Genomic DNA, 19,603 nt, shown 5'->3' with positions numbered 1-19,603 from the left:
TTTCTTTAAGCGTTTTGCCAGATTAGGAATTTTTTTTTTATAAAAAAAAAACGAGGAAATCGGGAATGAACAAACGAGAGAATTTTTTCTTCCTGCAAAGAGTTGTCTCTGATCCCATGATTCAAATGAAATATCGCAGGAGATAAGAAACCGTATTGTTTATGAAGGTATTCGAAAAATGCCAAACAAATGCTGGAATCTTTCCCTCCGGAATAAGCAACAATCGGTTGTTTGTCGATTAATGATAAAAAAGAGGATCTTCCGATTCTTTCGATTAAAGTTTCAAACAGGGAACGCAGTTCTGTTTCCGAAGAGATCATAATTTACGGATGGCGACCATTGTGATGTCGTCGTGTTGTTCCTTTTCTTTCGTAAAATCCTTAATTTCACCATAAATATTTTCCAGTAAAATCTTTGGATCGTTTTTAATGGAAGAAAGGAAACTTCTTTGCAGATTCTCTTCACCGAACTGTACTTCCGCCAAATTGAATGCTTCCGTAACTCCGTCCGTATACATAAGAAGAGTATCATCCTTATCCAAATAAACTGCGTCTTCATTTTTATAAGGAGAAATATCGGGAATGATTCCTAGAAGTACTCCTCCCGTTTCTATCACTTCCAATCTGTTATCTTTGGCGCGATGGATGTAAAAAAGACCGTGGCCTGCCCCGGCTACCACAATGGAATTCGCTTCGAGACTCCAACGGATTAGAATCATACTCATAAATCGGGGAGTAGCTGCGTCTTTATAGCTGGAATATAGATAATTATTGATGTCGTTTACGATTTCCCAAGGTGAATCCCTGACTCTGACCAAGGAATGAAGGATGGTTCGCACCGTCGCCATCACAAGACCCGCTGCAACCCCTTTGCCGCTTACGTCTCCGATGCATAAAAATAATTCTTTTCCATTAGGCGACATGATGAAGTCGTAATAATCTCCTCCGATTCCTCTCGCAGGTCGCATAAATCCGCCAAACAAGAGATAGGGAGAGTTCGGAATTTTCCGAGGAAGCAAAGTCGCTTGGATTTCTTTTGCGATTTCTATTTCCTTTTCTAATCTCTCCTTTTGAGATAGATTATGGTATAGACTTGCATTTTCCATGGTGATTCTGGCCAAGGAAACGAAAGCGTTCAGTGCTTCCAATTCATCTTGAGGAAAGCGGGAATCCGGTTTGGCCAAGGTAAAGATACATTCTGTACCATTTTCCAAACTTACAGGAAGAATCACTGCTTCCTTTCCGATGACTCCTATATTTGCAAATACGGGAAATTCTGCAGGATCAATCGTGATTGTATCTTTCGCATTCAAAAGATGCATCACGCTGGATACATCTACTATATTCGTTTCCGTACTGATTTGAAAATTTTCCAGATCTCGAAAGAGTTTGAATACTTTCACTTTCATGGAGGTTTTCGGACGTTCGATGAGACAGGCAACCGATGACTCTACGATTCCGGAAAGAGTGAGAAGGATCATACGGATCATCTCATCATGATTGTCTAAATAGAGTTTGCTGAGAGTGAGTGCCGCAGTGTGTAGGCTTTGAAAATTTTTCGATTGGTTTTGCGATTTGGAATATAACAGTGAATTTCTGAGAGACACTGCGAACTGACCGACTACCAGTTGTAATACTTCCTGATCTTCAGTGAAAAGAGAATAGTCCTCTTCTTCGTAATCTACCGCAAGCATCCCTACCGCCGTATTCGCATAGAGAATGGGAATCACCAATTGAGATTTGGTCCCGGTTAGTTCCGAATAGAATTTATAAAAGGGATGGGTTTGTTCGGAAAGAGTATAAAACTTGGATTCTCTTTTAGCCATACTTTCCACAAGAATCCCGAAGCTGAGGTCGTAATCCAACCTCATGCGTTTGATGGCTCTTTGCAGGCTTTTTTGTTTCGCAGTATAATAGGCGAGTCTAATCTCACCTAACTCTAGGTTTGTGACAAAGATAGCCACTTTGTCTCTTTGCAATCTTTCCGAGATGAGTTCAGTGAATCGAAAAAATAAATCCTCCAAGCCTATGGAAGAGTTGAATAAAGAAAGGCAATCGAGAAGGAATTCCGTCTTTTCTTTGTTTGTTAAAACCGTTTTTCCTACTCTTGGAATTTTACGTTTTTCTAATATCCATTCTCTGTCGCAAGTACGGCAGTAGAATCTCCCTTGTCTTGTGATCCCATCCGGCACTTGGGCCTCTTGGCAAAGCAAACATAAGGTTTCTTCCACTAAGTTCGGTTTCATTGGGGATGGCTCAAATTCAACCCCTGGGACTCGGATTCCACAAGTATTTTCCAAAAAAAGAGAGGGGAAGTGGTACGATTCATGCTTAAAGTATAAGCAAATGTTGGTTTTTATATTGTAATCGAGAAAAACTACGTCTAAATGATCATAATTTAGAGGGTATGCCTATTTATTGTACGTTACTGTCGTTTTTTGGGCATTGTGATTTTGTGTTTTTTTCGTGCAGAGCGTAGACTTTAAGAGCAGAAACTATGAGTTTAAAAAAAATAAACCCGATTCAGTCCATTCACGATGTGGCCACAGCCATGAATTCCACCCAGGATCCGGACGGGCTCCTGGAACTGATCTTAGACAGATGCATTCATATCTGCGGAGTCGAATCAGGTTCTCTTATGCTCATTGATGAAAAATCGGGAGTGTTGGATGTGGTGACTTCCCGAGGGATGAACCAGCAGGTGCTGAGGGAAACCAAACTCAAAATCGGCCAGGGGATTACAGGTATGGCGGCTTCTACCGGAAGAGCCAAACTAGTCAATGACGTATCGAAAGATCCGGACTACATTCAGGTTAAGGAAGAAATTAAATCGGAGTTAGTTGCTCCGATGATAGTGGACGACGGAATCATCGGTGTCATCTCTCTCGACTCCAATCGTTTGAACGCTTTCACCGCCGAGATGCTTGAGATTGTGAGCGTTCTTGCCAACCAAGCAGGGCAGGTGTTTAAGAACCTGCAAACGATTCGTAACCTGGAACAGAAAACTAAGATCCAAGCAACCTTGATCGAAATTTCGAAAGTGGTTACGAACACTTTGGATTTAAATGAAATCTTCGAATCGATTATGGTGACTATGGAAAAATCCCTTCGTTTAGAGAAGGGGAGTATCGTTCTTCATAATAAGGAAGAAGGTGTTTTGAAAATCGTCGCCGCTTCCGGTTTGTCTCAAGAAGAGGTGGATAAAGGAACCTATCAGCCCGGCGAAGGGATTACGGGTATGGTGTTCGAATCGGGGGAACCTGCCATCATAGAATCGGTAGCCAATCATCCCGCTTTTTTAAATCGAGTAGGGTATCTTGCCCATTTTAAGAATGATCCGCATAATGTAGGTTTGTTGTGTGCTCCTATTTTAAGTGAGCAAAATATTTTAGGTGTTGTGAATGCGTTTATCGTTCAAACGAAACATACTGATTTAAAATCTTATTTGGATTTTTTACAAGTGGTCGCTTCCATCATCTCACAATCCATCAAGATCCAAAATCTAGTGGAAGAAGCTAAGAAAGAAATTTCCAGAGAGAACATTCAGTTGAAACGAGAACTGAAAAATAAATATAAGTTCGGGTCTCTTATCGGAAAAGCTTCCGCAATGGAAAAAATGTTCGAAAAGATCCAGCTGGTTGCCGACTCCAGAGCATCCGTTCTAATCACGGGAGAGTCCGGAACGGGAAAAGAGATGATCGCCAATGCGATTCATTACAACAGTTCCAGATCGGAAAATCCTTTTATCAAAATCAATTGCGCTGCAATTCCTGAAAACCTTTTGGAAAGCGAACTTTTCGGACATAAAAAAGGCTCTTTTACCGGTGCCGTTTCCGACAAAAAGGGTAAGTTTGAATTGGCGGATACGGGAAGTATTTTTTTGGATGAGATAGGAGAGATGGATTTGAATCTTCAATCCAAACTGTTGCGAGTGCTTCAGGAAAGAGAGATTGAAGCCATCGGTTCCACAAAAGCGAAGAAAGTGGATGTTCGTATCATTGCTGCGACGAATGCCGAATTAGAACAGTTAGTTGCCGAGAAAAAATTCAGAGCCGATCTGTTTTACAGATTGAATGTAGTTAAAATCAATACTCCTCCTTTGAGAGAAAGAACGGAAGACATCCCTCTTTTGATCAATCATTTCTTGGAGAAATACGCGAAAGACAATAATAAAGTCATCAAAGGCGTTTCCAGAGAAGCAAGTAAGTTACTTTTGAAATACAGATGGCCAGGTAACGTTCGTGAGTTGGAAAACGTAATTGAAAGAGCTGTTGTTCTTGCTCAGGAAGAGCTTCTCTCCGAAGAGGATTTTTCCGATATCGTAGAAAGTTTCGACGATCCGCATGAGACGACTGCGGAAGTTTCCACTTTATCCCATGCGGATTCGAACGGAGCCAATGAACCTTTGGATCTGGCATCCGGCAGACTCACCTCTGGACAGTTAGATGGTTTGGACGGAAGGGCGATGGAAATCGTAGTGAACGAAGTGGAATCTCGATTGATTCAATATGCGATGAAAAAATTCAGATACACTAAAACCAGAGTGGCGAAATTTTTAGGAATCAATCGAAACACTTTGGATAAGAAGATCAAGGAATTGAATATAGAGTATTGATCGGGGGTTTTTGGTACTCCCCACCCTTTTGGGAGGGGCATCCCCCCGCCACCCATAGTTCTCCTTTACTCATAGTTTTCGATTTTTGTCGTTTGTTTTTGGATTTGCGGCAAAAATTTTTAAAATCTTTTCACCTTTTTGCCTAGTTTCCTTCCGGGAAATGATTTAGGTGATTTGTCTTTCCCGTTTGTATTGATTCTTCCAAGGCATGTTGGATGTATTCTTTTGCGTGTCCTACCGCTTCCTGCAAAGAAAGCCCGTGAGCCAAAAAGGCGGTGATGGCGGATGAGAATGTGCAGCCGGTTCCATGGGTGTTTTTTCCCTTCAAATACGGTTTTTGATATGTATAAACGGAAGTTCCGTCGAATAACAGGTCTGAGGCGGTTTCCGTATTTGTTAGATGTCCCCCTTTGAGAAGGATAGGGACTTTGAAGATGGTAAATAATTTTTTGGCGGAAGATTCCAGATCTTCGTATTTTGAGATCGGTTCCCCCAATAGAAAGGAAGCTTCGTCCAAATTCGGAGTGATGACAGTCGCCAAGGGGATCAATGTTTCTCTTAAAGCTTTCACGGCTTCGTCTTTGAGAAGTTTTGCGCCACTTGTTGCGATCATCACTGGATCGACCACCAGTTTGATCTCTTTTTTTGATTTTAAGATTTCACTGACAGTGAGTATGATTTCTTCGGAGAACAACATTCCCGTTTTGCATGCGGCTACTGTGAAGTAGTTTAAAACTGCTTCCAGTTGTTCTTTGATAAAAGAAGAAGGGATTTCATGGATTGCGGACACTCCGTCCGGGTTTTGTGCCGTTAAGCAGGTGAATGCTGTCGTTCCGAAAGTGGCCAGAGAAGAAAAAGTTTTTAAGTCTGCCTGTACGCCTGCTCCTCCTCCCGAATCGGAACCTGCGATCGTAAGTGTGATGGGAAGTTCTTTCATAAATTTACCTTATTGAAACCAGCCGTATTTTTTCAGATCAATCGTCTCTTCGTCAGGGAGAAACTTGATTCCTTCTTTTTTCAAAATCTTTTTTTGGAAGGAAGCTCTGATGACGTCTCCCTTAAAGGAAATTTGTCCTTTGGCGTTGATGACTCTTTGCCAAGGAACGGTCTGTTCCTGTCCTTTTTTCAAAGCGTTTAATGCGTATCCGACCGCTCTTGCGGCTCTCGGTTTTCCCAAAATGACAGCAATGGTTCCGTAAGTGGTTACCTTGCCTTTTGGAATCTTTCGAACGACCGCATATACATCCGAATAAAAATGACTGCCCGATTCTTTTTTCGCTACCATTTTCCTCTCAGTTTACGAACGTAAAATTCAAGGGAAAGTAAATATTTATTTTCGCATGAAATTATCCGAATACGCCAAGCACTTGTTATTGTCTTCCGATTTGGAAGATAAACTGCTTCCTCCTCCTTCTGTTTGGCAGGAAGAAACGGATGTGCGTCCTCTTCGTATCGAAAAACCGAACCGCGCCGACAATTTGAAATTTTCCGATGTGAAAACGAAAATCCCTCGTTTGGAACATCTGAATCAAACTACTGCCAAAGGTTTAACCCTTCATCATTTTGCTAATCATGAACTTATGGCCATCGAACTTTTTGCCTGGGCGATTTTGGCTTTTCCCGAATCTCCTTTGCGTGTCAAACTAGGATTCATCAAAACCATCCAAGAAGAACAAACGCATCTTAGGTTGTATTTGAAAAGAATGAACGATTTCGGAATTTCTTTCGGAGACATTCCTTTGAATTATATCTTCTGGAAACAGGTTCCTAAATTAGGATCAGTTGAAGAGTTCACTGCAGTTCTATCCTTATCTTTTGAAGGAGCCAATCTTGATTACTCCCAGATCTATGCGAAAGCGTTCGCCCATTTCGAGGACTGGGAGACTGCGGAAATCATGATACGGATTTTTGAAGACGAGGTGAAACATGTCAAAAGAGGAATGAGAGTATTTCAAAACGGAAAACCTTCCTCCATGGAAGATTGGGACTATTACAAAACGCTCATTCATTTTCCCTTCACTCCCAGAAGGGCGAAAGGATATATATTCCTTCCTGAAACTAGAAAACTATCGGGAATGTCCGATGAATTCATTCGTCTTTTGGAAGAATACGAAGACGAATACTCAGGGAGAGTGAATCTCAAGACCTTGGAAAGATTTCAATTCGGTGCTGATGTTTGGAGAAAATCCGACTTGCCTTTGCCGCATCAGGCTGAATAAACTATTCCCACACCTGACCGGAGATATATATGAAGTTACGTTTGTTTTTGGGCATTTCCGTCCTTTTCCTTTCTTCTTATTCCATTCTGTATTCTCAAAAGAGCGCACAAAAAACTACTGCTTTGGAAATGAATCTCCATGACTTTATGGAAGATTATACGAAGCCCGCCACCAAACTTTACGATAAAAAAGGGAATGCGGATTATCTGAATCGCATTTTGGAAAAAGTTCCTGCGATGGCTCCTGAAGATCAGACTGCGGAATGGAAAGAAATCATAGATGCAAAGTTAGCTGTAGGTAAACCGGAAGACAGCTGCAAAGCCTGTCATACTAAATTCAAAAAAGAGTATAAGGCGAAGTATAGAAAAAAACTTCTGATCATTCCGGAAGAGTTCCGTGAGTTTCCTAAGGAAATCAAAGCACTCCTCAAATAATATTCTTAATACTTTCTAAATTAAAAACTTTCCCGGCGAAAGCCGCCGGGTATTGTCTTCTTTTAAAAAACGTTTATCCTGTAATATAGAAGATCGAAATCCGTTAGTTAAAATGCGCAAACACTTCACTCAAATGTACCATTTTCGAAAAAACATCTTACTTTTGTTTCTTTTTGTTCTCCAGTTTTTTTTCCCTTTTCTCGGAAGAAACAAAGCAGGAGGCGTCTCCCAAAACGAATTCTGCGGAAGTGGAAACGACAAAAGTAAATGCTTCTGAAATGGAAGCAGCCAAAAATAAAGAAGAACCAAAAAAGACAAAAGAACTTCTTCCCGAATCGTTTCAGTTAGGCGCTTTTTTGGATGCCTATTACAATTATAATAACAATCTTCCTAAGGGAACGGAACGGAAATATACCACCCAAGCGGTTCGAAACGACGAATTCAATGTGAATCTCGCATATATAGATGCTAAGGTCGAGGAGTCGAAATACAGAGGCCGCCTTGCTTTACAATACGGAACTTCGGTAAATACGAATTATGCGAACGAGCCCATGAAAGACACCGGTTCCAATCAGTTGGGAGTCCGCAATCTTCAGGAAGCTTACGTAGGTTTTAAAGTGGCTCCTAAAACATGGATCGACGGAGGGATTTATTTCGGACATATCGGATTCGAATCTTGGATCTCCCATCTGAACTGGAATTATACGAGAGCCTTTGCCCTGGATTACGTTCCTTATTATACTGCGGGGGTTCGTGTCTCCCATCAATTTTCGGATAAGTTTTCCATGCAGTTTCATATCATGAACGGATGGCAAAATATAACGGAGAATAATCGAGATAAATCCTTCGGATTACAATGGAAATATAAATTCACTTCTTCCTTAGCTTTAACAGTGAATCAATTTGCGGGAAATGAAGCCCCCGATAATGAACGTAAACAACTCCGTCTTTATAATAATACAATTTTAGAATGGCATGCATTGGAATGGCTCTCTTTTGCTGGTTCTTTCGATGCGGGTGCGCAAAAAGCGAAAGAAAGTCTTCTTTATGAACCTTGGCTGCACGAATGGGATTCTGCGATTCCGGTTTATCGCGATGCGGAAGCGAAGGCTTATCGTCATTGGTATCACGGTACTTTATGGCTGAGTTTTAAATGGGATCCTGCTTATCGTTTGAGTCTTAGAGTGGAACGTTTTTATGATCCTAAACAAGTGTTAGTTGCTACGGGAACGAGAAACGGATTCATGTCGAACGGTTATACAGCCACATTGGATTTATTATCTTGGGATCCTGCTATGATCCGTTTGGAATACAATTACAGAAGATCTGCGGATGCCGTTTTCGATTATAGAAACGCTCAGTTCTCTAAAAAAGAGGACTTTTTCGTCGTCGCTTTCAGTATGAAACTATAAAGAAGAGAAGGCTATGCACAGAGCAAAAACTAAGCTTTGTGTGTGCATAGTTTGAAGTAAATTTCCCTTATTTTGTTTTTTTACGAGTTCCTTTTTTCTGCTTCGATTCCTTTCCGTTAGAACTAAAATTTTCGTCTTCGTCTTCCGTGTCCAAAAGATGAGAAGGAATTTCTCTCGGTTGAAATTGATTCGAACTTACATTGTGCTTTTCTCCTACCACGATTAGATAAAGAGAAGGGAGCACTGTTAGCACCAAACACATTGCGGAGAAGAGTCCTCCTACAATCACTGTCGCCAACGGCCTTTGTACGTCTGATCCTACTCCTGTTCCTAAAGTTGCAGGGATTAAACCTAGCAATGCTAATAACATGGTCATAAGCATAGGGCGAAGCTGAATCACCGCAGCTTTACTTACCGCTTCTTTTACCGAAAGGTTGGGCTCGTCAATCAACAAGTGATTGGTTCTTGATACGAATAGAACTCCTGCCATCGTCGCGATACCGAAAAGTGAAATAAAGCCTACTCCTCCGGAAACGTTAAAGTAGTATCCTCGAAACAATAAAGCGTAGATTCCTCCGATTAACGACAAAGGAATACAAGCCAAAGCTACATAAACATATTTCAGGTTACGGTATAGTGCGAATAGAACTCCGAAGATAATAAGAATAGTAATCGGAATGACGATTGCCAATTTCGTTCCTACTCTTGATAGGTTTTCGTATTGCCCCCCGAATTTAATCTCATACCCTTCCGGCAGTTTGATTTTTTCTTTTACTTTCTTTTGAAGTTCTTTTACGAATCCACCTTGGTCTCTGCCACGGATATTGGTTCTTACCGTTACGGTTCTTCTTCCTTCTTGGCGGAAGATCATCGTCGGGCCGTCTTCTAAGGTAATATCGGCTAACTCGGATAAGGGGATTCTTTCTCCTTTCGGTGAAATGATCGGCATGCTAGCAATTGCCTGTTTTGATGCACGGTAATCTTTGGAGAATCGAACTACAATTCCGAATCTTGCAGGAGTCTTGGGAGGAATGTCGGAAGGTCCTTCATAAAGAGTACTGACTCTCTGCATTCCGATTGCAGCTTCTATCATTTGCTGGATGTCAATTACGTTGATTCCGTAACGAGCCGCAGCTTCTCGGTTGATCCTTAAGGTCAACTGAGGACTTTCCGCTTCTTGTTCGATTCCGAATTCACTGGCACCTTTCATGTCCTTAATGATTTCTAATACTTCGTTTCCGATCCCTCTCATAAGTCTAAGATCGTTTCCTGAAACGAAAACTGCTAAGTCCGCAATGGTTCCCATAATCGCTTCGGACAGGTTGTCCATAATCGGCTGAGAAAAACTGATTCGCGCACCGGGAAGGGTTGCTTCCAAATCGTTTTTCATACGAAGCAAAAGTTCCTGTTTGGTGATTCTTTCTTTCCAGTTTTTATAATCTTTGAGGCCGACTAAAACTTCCAAACGATTCGGTGGAAGAGGGTCTGTTCCGTCATCATTTCGACCTAACTGAGATAATACGATATTCACCTGTTCATTTTTATAAATGGTTTGTCGGATTTTTGGTATAAACTTTCTGGATTCGGGAAGAGATATTCCTACGGGAAAAAAGATCCTTAGGTTAAAGCCTCCTTCGTCCATTTCCGGAAGGAATTCCGTTCCTAGGGCATACATTCCTATTCCCAGAAAGATAGTGACTGCAGTGAAAGTGTATATCACCACTTTCCTTGAGCGATCGACTATGCGTTCTATAAGTATCTTATATTTCTTTTCCAGCCATTCGTAAAAAGGGTTATGCCATTCTATTTTACCGGGGTTTGCCGATTCGAAATATTTTCTGTAGATGATCGACATCATTACGGGAATTACGGTCATTGCGAAGATCAAAGCACCTAAGATAGCGAATGAAATCGTGAACGCCATAGGTTTGAACAAACGGCCTTCGATTCTCTCAAACGAGAAAATAGGAAGATAAGCAAGGATGATGATCAGAATGGAAAAAAGAATTTCAGTTCCTACTTCGGCGGAAGAATCTCTTGTGAAGGCGATGATTCCTTTTTGTTTTTCCGCAGGGGTTGCATCCCGATAACGCCTCATGATATTTTCTACCATGATGACGGCACCGTCCACGATGATCCCGAAATCGATTGCACCTAATGAAAGTAAACTGGCGGGAATTCCTGTGATATTCATAAGCAGGAACGCAAACAACATCGCAAAAGGAATCGTCATTACGACCACCATGGATGCTTTCACACTTCCTATGAAGAAGATAAGAACTAAGCTTACTACCATTACACCTTCTACCAGAGTCATTCCGATGGTTCTAAGAGTGTAATTTACCAGATCGGTTCTATCATAAGTGGTTCTTAATTTAACTCCTTCTGGAAGATAGTTCTCATTGATTTCTTTGACTTTCGCTCGAATTCTTTCTCCCATTTCGTTAGGATCGCCCCAACGTCTCATGGCAACTAAACCTTGAACGGAAGAATCCACATCGATGAGGCCTTCTTCTTCGTTCTGAACGGTATATCCTAGTACACCGCTTGGAATCGGATGTGAAACTTCAACAGTACCTAAATCTCGAATAAAGACAGGGACGCCGTTGACTGTTTTTACGACTATGTTTTCGATATGTTTTGGATCTCTAATGGCACCTAAGGAACGTATGGGGAATCCTTGTTCACCTTGGAGGAGTAAATTTCCTCCTGTGTTCAAGTTGTTCTCTTGAATGGCGCGAATGATATCGTTGATGGTAAGTTTATAACGAATCAATCGATCCGGAGATGTGACTACGTGGTATTGTTTCGGTAAACCTCCGAAAGTCACTACATCCGCAATTCCTGGAATTTGCAGCATTTTTGGCATGACGATCCAATCTTGGATCGTTCTAAGTTCCATCGGAGTATGATTGCCAGAGGATTCGACCACATAACGAAAAATTTCGCCTACAGGAGAACTCATCGGACCGAGTGTAGGATCCACATCTTCAGGAATATCCGCATCCCGAACTCTTTCCATCAAACGCATACGTGCGAAGTAATCATCGGTTCCGTCTTCGAAGACGAATTGAAAAACCACTAAGCCATTGATGGTTCTGGATCTCCTGACCGAGACTTTAGGAATTGCATTTAATACCCGTTCTATGGGAAGCGTGACCCTTTCTTCGACCTCTACGGCTGCCTTACCTGGAAATTTCGCAATCAATCTAACTTGCGTATCTGCAATGTCGGAGTAGGCCTCTTTTCGGATATCAATCCAGGCCCAAATACCGAAGAGAACGGAAACAACCGCTGCACTTAAGGTGTAGATGCGGTAGTTTAGTGCGGCTTCTATAAAATTTTTAATCATTATAATTACCTTATTGCAAATGGTTTTGTTGCTATTTGCCGGGAATAACTATGATGGAGAGGTCTCGCCTCTTTTGCTCTAGCGATTGAAATGAAGAAATAAAGAAAAGTTTGAAATTTTTCCTAGATAAATCTGCCTTCAAAACTCATTAAAACAGAATGAACCCTTTTTATTTTTTTGGGTTTTCCCGCCTTTTTAGGGGGAAGATTGTCATTTGCCATCAACTTTAAACCACCTAAAGGCAAGAATTTTCGCAAGGCAATCTTTTTTGGAAGGGCTGGGATTGGCTGAAATAAAAAACCGCCCTTTCTTTGCGAGAAAGGGCGGTACAAATAGGAGAAATGAAGTTCTTATTTTCGCCTTTTTTTTACGGGTCCAGAGGGGGAGGTGAGAATTGGGTATTCTTGAGGCATCTTCTGGTGGTTTTCTAGATGAGTAGTTGGTGTTGCAGAACTCCAGCTTTCATTCGGATCATAACCTAGCTCTCGTTTTGCTGTCTTTTTTTCCTCTCTTCTATTTTCTCCCATCACTAGGATGTATAGACTAGGCATAACTGTTAAAACTAGCAATAATGCCGAAGCAAGTCCTCCTACCATCACTGTTGCGAGAGGTCTTTGGACGTCCGAACCTACTCCGCTTGCCATTGTTGCAGGAATGAGCCCTAACATAGCTAGTAACATAGTCATTAATCTTGGTCGCAATTGTGTCACTGCAGAAAGAATCGATGCTTCTTTATTCGTCATTTGAGGATTGTCTCGTAACAAGTGATTTGCTTTCGAGACAAACAAAATTCCCGCCATTGTCGCAATACCGAATAGTGAAATAAAACCAACCCCAGCGGAAACATTGAAGTAATACCCTCTTGCGAGTAGCGCATAAATTCCTCCTAGTAAGGAAAGTGGAATGCAAGAAAGGGCGACCATTACGGATTTGAGGTCTCTATACAGAAGATAGAGTAATCCAAAAATGATCATAATTGTCAGAGGAATAACGATCGCCAATTGTTTTCCTACCCTTGACAGGTTCTCATACTGACCACCGTATTTTACCTCGTAACCTTCTGGAATTTTTACTTCTTTCGAAACTCTTTCCCTCAATTCGTTTACGAAACCACCTTGATCCCGTCCTCTTACGTTTAGGCGAACCGTTATGGTTCGTTTGCCGTCTTGGCGGAAGATCATCGTGGGAGAATCCTCCTGAGTAATCGATGCTAGCTGAGATAGGGGGAGTCGCTCTCCGTTTGGAGATATAATCGGAATATTTCCTATTTCCTTTGCCGATTCTCTATAATCTTTTGAAAATCTTACTGCGATTCCAAATAACGCACGTTCTTTGGGAGGAGTGTCCATCGGACCTTCATAGAGATAGCTAATGGGTTCCATCCCGACTGCTGCTTCGATAATTCTTTGAATATCTTCTACATTGATTCCATATCTGGCAGCAATATCTCTTTTGATTCGAATGACTAACTGAGGAGCGGGAGCTTCTTGTTCGATTCCATATTCACTCGCCCCTTTCATTTTAGAGACGATATCAAGAATTTGCAAAGATATCTCCCTCATGACATGTAAGTCTTGGCCAGAAACGAAAACCGCAAGGTCGGCGATCGTTCCCATAATTGCTTCCGAAAGATTGTCCATAATCGGCTGAGAAAAGCTGACTCTTACACCGGGTAATCCGCTTTCTAAATTATCCCTCATCCGGATTAATAACTGTTCTTTTGTGATCCTTTCTTTCCAGGATTTATAATCTTTTAAGCCTACATAGATTTCTAAGCGATTTGGTGGAAGAGGGTCGGTTCCATCGTCATTCCTTCCATACTGGGATAGGATCACATTGACCTGTTCGTTGTTATAGATCATTTTTCGGATCTTCGGAATGAATTTCTTTGCTTCAGGTAAGGAAATTCCTACAGGGAAATATAAACGAAGAGTGAAACCTCCTTCATCCAGAGATGGAAGAAATTCTGTTCCTATGGACATCATTCCTATCACTAAAAGGGAGCCAACCGCTGCGAATGCAATGGAAACTACTTTTTTAGATCTTGCTACAAGATAGTGAACTAAAATTTCATATTTAGCTTCAACCCAATGATAAACGGGGTTATGCCATTCGATAGGACCAGGGTTTTTGGATTCGAAGTACTTTCTATAAAAGAAAGACATCAAAACAGGAACAACTGTCATCGTGAATAATAAAGCACCGAAAATAGCAAAAGACAAAGTGAATGCCATCGGCTTGAATAGGCGACCTTCGATTCTTTCGAATGAAAAAATCGGTAGATAGGCAAGAATGATGATTAGAATAGCGAATAAAACTTCCGTTCCTACTTCAGATGCGCAATCGTAAGTAAAACGTAAAATTCCTTTTTCCTTTTCCTGTGGAGTCGCTTCCTTATATCTGCGCATTATGTTTTCGACCATCACAACTGCGCTATCGACAACGATACCAAAATCAACTGCACCAAGCGATAGTAAGCTTGCAGATATGCCAGTACTGTTCATCATCGTAAATGAAAACAAAAGTGCGAATGGAATAGTCGCTACTACAACTACTGAGGCTTTTAAGCTGCCTATGAAGAAAATTACTACTAGGCTGACTACACAAATTCCTTCTAATAGGGTAACGCCGACTGTACGAAGAGTATAATTTACTAGATCTGCGCGATCGTAAGTATTTCTTATTTGAGTGCCCTCGGGCATATATTTCTCGTTAATTTCTTTAACTTTTGCCCGAACTCTTTCTCCGAATGCATTCGGTTCCACCCAACGTCTCATTGCAACTAATCCTTGTACGGCGGAATCGGTGTCGATTAAACCTTCTTGGTCATTTTGGATGGTATAACCCAATACTCCACTAGGGATAGGATGTGAAATTTCGACAGATCCTATGTTTTTTACGAAGACAGGAACACCGTTGATTTGTTTTACGACTATGTTTTCAATATCTTCTAAGGTTCTAATGGCACCTAATGAACGAATAGGCAAAGATTGTTCACCTTGTAGAAGGAAATTTCCTCCCGTATTCAAATTATTGCGTTGTATGGCATTAACTACATCGGAAACAGTCACTTTATAGCGGATCAATTTGTCGGGGGTCGTAACAATATGATACTGTTTCGGCAACCCTCCGAAGGTGATCACATCGGCAATGCCCGATATTTGTAGCATCTTCGGCATAACAATCCAATCTTGAATCGTTCTGAGTTCCATAGGAGTATGGGTCCCACTCGTCGATTCTATGACATATCTGTAAACTTCTCCAACAGGAGAGCTCATCGGTGCTAAAGTGGGGGTGACTTCCTCCGGGATGACTGCATCTCTGACTTTTTCCATCAAGCGCATACGTGCGAAATAGTCGTCAGTTCCTTCTTCGAAAACGAATTGGAACACAACTAAACCATTGATGGTTCTTGATCTGCGGACGATAAGATTGGGCGTAGAATGTAATACCCTTTCAATAGGCATCGTTACGCGTTCTTCCACTTCTAATGTTGCTTTTCCTGGAAATTTAGCTACAATTCTGACCTGCGTATCCGCAATATCCGAATATGCTTCTTTTCGAATGTCAATCCAGGACCATATCCCGAGAATTAAAGCTGCTCCAGCAGCTACGAGAGTAAATATCCTATTCTTTAGGGCGAACTCTAATAAAGTATTTATAAATTTCAAAATAATTACCTTGTATCAAACAGATATCCCATTTGTAAGAGCAATTGAGGATTTTTATAATCCCCTTGCCCGATGCCTGCACCTACTTGAAGAAAGAAATTACTTAGTAATATGTCGTAGGTGAGTCCAATGTATTGTTGTCTCAGATATACCTTTTGGTTTGCTCTGCTCTGATGCTCTAAAACCAAGGCTAAGGTAGGATCCGTTTCCGCAACATACGCTCTGATAAACTGATCTTCGTATTTTGGATCTCTCCATTGGTAACCCGGAATATTCAATCCAGTAGGAAAAGAACTTTGTCCCCCATGACCTACTTCAGGCGCATAAGGATCCACTTGATAGGAACCAGCTACTACGGAGATACTATGAGCGATTACGGGAGTTTTCCAAAACGTATAACCTAGATCTACTTGACCTCCGTACCAATGGGGTCTCCATCGACCGCCTGACACTCTTACTACGATATCTTTGTAGTAATATCCTAAATTTAGGTTGATGCTTGCCGCAGATCCAATCGTCGCGCCGTAGACCCAGAAATTGGTTGTTTTCGGTTGTTTTTTGGGAAGGAACGTGTTTGTATCCAAAACGTCATCATCACCAAACTTCGATTTTTTGTTCTGATCCGGGCTCCATTCTGGAGTGACTTCATCTTCTTGCTTTTCTTTGGGCGAGTAAGGTTCTCCTAATAGAGCAGAAAAACTTAAACTCGCCAGAGCGATTAGTATGTAAAGATTGCGCATCATGTTAGAATCCGAAACTTAAACCTTTCAATAGAATGGAACCTTGGATGACAACTCTATCCCCTTGTTTCACTCCGTCGATGATGTTCACAACGTCTTTTGTTGAAACTCCTAGAACCACTTCCTTGCGGACAAAGTTCAAAGGTTCGTGTTCAACGAACACGTAGTTCTTTCCTTCTACTGTGACGATGGAGTTGAAAGGAAGAATGACTGTATTGTCTGCTGTCTCTTCTGGAAATTTGACAACCCCAAACATACCTGGTTTTAGTCTGTAGTCCTTGTTGATGATTTCGATTCTGACCTTCGCAGTACGAGTGTAAGGGTCTACGTTATCTCCGATCGCTTCTGCTTGTCCTTCCCAAATTTCATCAGGAAAGGAGGAAAACTTAACAGTGACTCTTTTTCCGCGTTTTAAATTGCTGATTTGAGATTCAGGGACGTCGGAAATGATCCAAGCTTTTTTATTTCCCGCAGTGGCAAGTTCGCTAGGATTCAGACCGACCGCTCTCAATTTGCCTTCGAATTCTGCAAGTTCTGCGGCATCGTTTCCTACATCGGTTTCAGATTCGACCAAATCTTTTTCAGTAGCAACACGATGTTTAAACATATCTTGAATCCGGCTTAAGTTTTTGCGGGATCTATAAACTTTGTTTTTTGCGTGAACGTAACCTACGTAGAGATCGTTTAACTCAGCTGATTCGAAGAGTATGATTCTACTTCCACCGCTTACGGAAGGCGAAGTGGATGCGATCAGTCTTGCAGGTGCTTCTAGGTTTACGAATTCTCCTCCTCCTCCGATCACGGAAGCTTTGACGATTTCCAAACCGGGGCTGTTGGGTTTGAATTCGATTCTTTCTCCGTTGTCATGGACCACTGCCTTTTCCGGCGGGTGAGGAACTTTTTTAGTTCCTCTTGTAAGGGCGAATAAAGTGACAGAGAGGATGATTACGAAAGCTCCTGCTCCCAAAAATAGAAATGAACGTTTGCTAAGTTGATTTTTAATGCCCATTTTTTTAATCCTCTTTTCCTTGTTTTGGGTTTGATTGGTTGTCGTTGGTTTTAGGGATAAGTATCCCCAATCCCACGGAGTAGTTTACGCTTTCAATAGCTTCCATACGATCCGTTTGCAATTTTAACATTTCTACTACGCTGGATCTGTATGTTTCAAAGAAATCAGCGAATTCCAAGATAGTGATGTATTTTTTCTCATAACTCATAATCATATCCAAAGATAGGTTCGCATAATCTTTGATATATGTGTCTATAAATCTGCGATATAAAGCGTCTTTAATCCTTGCTGCTTGGTATGCGATCGCCACTTCGTTCTCTACTTCTAAGATACGATTTTTTAGCTCTTGTTTCCTGACTTGGATCGCTTTTTCCGCAGCCTTTATGTTCCCTTGGTTTCTGTCGAAGATCGGAACGTTCAATTGGGCGGTGACACCCCAATAACTTTGGAATGCCGTTCCACCTCTATTGTACATCGGTCCGAAGGAAAGATCCGGGATTGCATTCGCATGTTGTAATTCTAAGTTTGCCTCTTCGTACTTTAGGCTTTGTAAGGCGATCTTTAAGTCGGGGCGATTGTCCCTGGCTTTAGATACTAAATCTTCCAGATTTGTGTTATTCGGTAAAATAGCTTCCAAAGACCCTGCTTGAACGATCGAGTGAATCGCTACTTTGGAGTCTCTTAATCCGTCTTCATTTAAAAGAACTTTGAGTTCTGCTTCTCTCTCATAGACTTTAATTCCCAATTCTTCTCTTTCTTTTTTAAGAAAGAATAAAAGTGCTTTGAGTCGAAGTAGTTCCGCTTGAAGAATGGCTCTTCTTTTATATGCAAGTTCAGAAGAAGAGACCGTTTTTTCGATGGAAGCGATACTTTTATCATAGAAGTTGATTGCTTGTCTGTAAAAGTAGATCGTATAAAAGGTTCTTCTCAGCCTGGTGATGAGCGCTCTCGCTAAATCATAAAACTCTTGTTCACTGATTTTTGCGTTTAGTTCCGCAACTTTCACTCTTTTGTCGATTTTACCGCCAAGTAGAAAGACCTGTTGGATTTGGTACGTAGTCTGTCCCGATCTGGAGAAATCGAACCATCTCTGAGTTGGTTCCGCATAAATACTCTGATCTACGAAAATATTCGGATTCGCATATAAACCCGCTTGTTCGATTCCTGCTTTTTTTGCATCGATTTGAAACTTAGCAGCGATTAACAGTAGATTGTTTTTCCATAACATCTTCTCTGCAGTAGGTAGGTCCAAACTTATATCTTTACGTACATCATTCGGATACAATTCTGAGCCCAATGAAGTAGGGTCATCATCGGAAAGCTGCCTGTTGAGTATCGAATTGGCGGATCGTTCTTGTTCCGAAGTCGGTTGTGCTGTGACAAAGTAGACAGGAACGAAGAGCATCAGATATAATATAGGTTTAAATCTCATGTGTGAATGACCTTATCAGGTATTTGTAGTTATAGTTCTGCATATACGTATCCCTCCTGATACTGCTGTTGTTTTAAAACCTGGATAAAAGATCTTATGAGGAGATAGGTATCCCTTGAAGATATGACTTACCCTGGTTTCTTACAAAAAACCGCTAGGTTTGTGTTAAGCGATAGGGGGAGGTAAATTGAGGAGAAAATAGGAAAGAAGATAGGAGTATCCGGCTTCCCTATTGAGTAAAAGTTGAGAGTAAAAATAAAGACGTAGATCGTAATTTTGTGTGTTGTTTTGAAATACTAGATCTAAGAAATCGCATCTGCTTCGTGCAAGAGTTGCAGCAGAATCATCTGCACCTGTGATTTCTGTGGAAGCAACAGTGTCCGGGATGGATTTTGTTTTTGTATGATAAGATAAATGAAAACGATCGGATTGGTTGAGACCTAAAAAAATAGAATCAAATACACCGTCTTCTTCCGTCGGTAGAAGTATGACGGAAGCGAGTGCTAGTATTATGATTTTCTGTAAGTATCTACCCAACACACTGTCCACATTTCAAATAGACGACTGGTTTACAAATAACTTTTGACTCAGTATAATTAAAATTCAATAAAACTGTATAAAACATTAAAAAAATGAGGATATATACGAAAGAAACATTTTTTGTTATGTCTGATTTTATTTCAAAAAAAGGAGACCGCCCTGGTGTTGCAACAACCAGGA

General features: G+C 41.1%; 12 protein-coding genes and 2 pseudogenes. 4 read left to right on the top strand and 10 right to left on the bottom strand.

What is annotated here, in order from left to right; genetic code table 11:
* Positions 1 to 5 precede the first annotated feature (5 nt).
* Together EHS15_RS19440 and EHS15_RS08755 are read right to left on the bottom strand one after the other, a co-directional pair.
* Complete coding sequence (locus EHS15_RS19440) at positions 6 to 320, bottom strand: PP-loop family protein (protein ID WP_135760182.1); 315 nt, start codon at positions 318 to 320, stop codon at positions 6 to 8.
* Positions 317 to 2,245, bottom strand: coding sequence for a GAF domain-containing SpoIIE family protein phosphatase (locus EHS15_RS08755; protein ID WP_135760181.1), 1,929 nt, complete (start codon positions 2,243 to 2,245; stop codon positions 317 to 319). Before EHS15_RS08755 ends, EHS15_RS19440 begins: the two co-directional genes overlap by 4 nt.
* Before the next feature lie 305 nt (positions 2,246 to 2,550).
* Here EHS15_RS08755 and EHS15_RS08750 point away from each other — a divergent pair, with 305 nt between their 5' ends.
* Positions 2,551 to 4,614 carry a sigma-54-dependent Fis family transcriptional regulator gene (locus tag EHS15_RS08750; RefSeq protein ID WP_167884193.1) on the top strand — a complete coding sequence of 688 codons (2,064 nt, stop codon included), beginning with the start codon at positions 2,551 to 2,553 and terminating at the stop codon, positions 4,612 to 4,614.
* A gap of 142 nt (positions 4,615 to 4,756) precedes the next feature.
* Here EHS15_RS08750 and thiD read toward each other — a convergent pair whose 3' ends face one another.
* Both thiD and EHS15_RS08740 read right to left on the bottom strand, forming a co-directional pair.
* The gene (thiD, locus tag EHS15_RS08745) at positions 4,757 to 5,551 is read right to left on the bottom strand and encodes a bifunctional hydroxymethylpyrimidine kinase/phosphomethylpyrimidine kinase (RefSeq protein ID WP_135760179.1); all 795 of its coding nucleotides are present in this window, start codon (positions 5,549 to 5,551) and stop codon (positions 4,757 to 4,759) included.
* A gap of 9 nt (positions 5,552 to 5,560) precedes the next feature.
* Complete coding sequence (locus EHS15_RS08740) at positions 5,561 to 5,899, bottom strand: MGMT family protein (RefSeq protein ID WP_135760178.1); 339 nt, start codon at positions 5,897 to 5,899, stop codon at positions 5,561 to 5,563.
* Positions 5,900 to 5,954: 55 nt separating this feature from the next.
* Here EHS15_RS08740 and EHS15_RS08735 point away from each other — a divergent pair, with 55 nt between their 5' ends.
* From EHS15_RS08735 to EHS15_RS08725, 3 genes are all read left to right on the top strand, one after another.
* Positions 5,955 to 6,833 carry a DUF455 family protein gene (locus tag EHS15_RS08735; protein WP_135760177.1) on the top strand — a complete coding sequence of 293 codons (879 nt, stop codon included), beginning with the start codon at positions 5,955 to 5,957 and terminating at the stop codon, positions 6,831 to 6,833.
* Positions 6,834 to 6,862: 29 nt separating this feature from the next.
* Positions 6,863 to 7,267, top strand: coding sequence for a hypothetical protein (locus tag EHS15_RS08730; RefSeq protein ID WP_135760176.1), 405 nt, complete (start codon positions 6,863 to 6,865; stop codon positions 7,265 to 7,267).
* 173 nt (positions 7,268 to 7,440) lie between these two features.
* Positions 7,441 to 8,679, top strand: a complete 1,239-nt coding sequence (locus EHS15_RS08725) for a porin (protein ID WP_246051995.1) — start codon at positions 7,441 to 7,443, stop codon at positions 8,677 to 8,679.
* A gap of 67 nt (positions 8,680 to 8,746) precedes the next feature.
* On the opposite strand, the gene EHS15_RS08720 is transcribed toward EHS15_RS08725, so the two are convergent.
* The 6 genes and pseudogenes from EHS15_RS08720 to EHS15_RS08695 all read right to left on the bottom strand — a co-directional run bounded on the left by EHS15_RS08720 (position 8,747) and on the right by EHS15_RS08695 (position 19,432).
* Positions 8,747 to 12,031 carry an efflux RND transporter permease subunit gene (locus EHS15_RS08720; protein ID WP_135760175.1) on the bottom strand — a complete coding sequence of 1,095 codons (3,285 nt, stop codon included), beginning with the start codon at positions 12,029 to 12,031 and terminating at the stop codon, positions 8,747 to 8,749.
* Between the two features lie 518 nt (positions 12,032 to 12,549).
* Positions 12,550 to 15,702 (bottom strand): annotated as a pseudogene (locus tag EHS15_RS08715) (efflux RND transporter permease subunit); the annotation flags it as partial.
* Between the two features lie 5 nt (positions 15,703 to 15,707).
* Entirely contained in the window at positions 15,708 to 16,442 is a 735-nt protein-coding gene (locus EHS15_RS08710; protein WP_135760275.1) for a hypothetical protein, read from the bottom strand.
* A 4-nt stretch (positions 16,443 to 16,446) separates the two neighbouring features.
* Positions 16,447 to 17,445 carry an efflux RND transporter periplasmic adaptor subunit gene (locus EHS15_RS08705; RefSeq protein WP_167884192.1) on the bottom strand — a complete coding sequence of 333 codons (999 nt, stop codon included), beginning with the start codon at positions 17,443 to 17,445 and terminating at the stop codon, positions 16,447 to 16,449.
* A gap of 10 nt (positions 17,446 to 17,455) precedes the next feature.
* Positions 17,456 to 18,697 (bottom strand): annotated as a pseudogene (locus EHS15_RS08700) (TolC family protein); the annotation flags it as partial.
* Positions 18,698 to 19,048: 351 nt separating this feature from the next.
* Positions 19,049 to 19,432 (bottom strand): hypothetical protein, encoded by a 384-nt coding sequence (locus EHS15_RS08695; protein WP_135760172.1) that lies wholly within the window; start codon positions 19,430 to 19,432, stop codon positions 19,049 to 19,051.
* Between the last annotated feature and the right edge of the window lie 171 nt (positions 19,433 to 19,603).

Source organism: Leptospira idonii (genome assembly GCF_004770995.1).
Taxonomy (GTDB): Bacteria; Spirochaetota; Leptospiria; order Leptospirales; family Leptospiraceae; genus Leptospira_A; species Leptospira_A idonii.
Note: the sequence above shows the minus strand (reverse complement) of the source record. Positions and strands in the feature narration are given on the sequence as shown.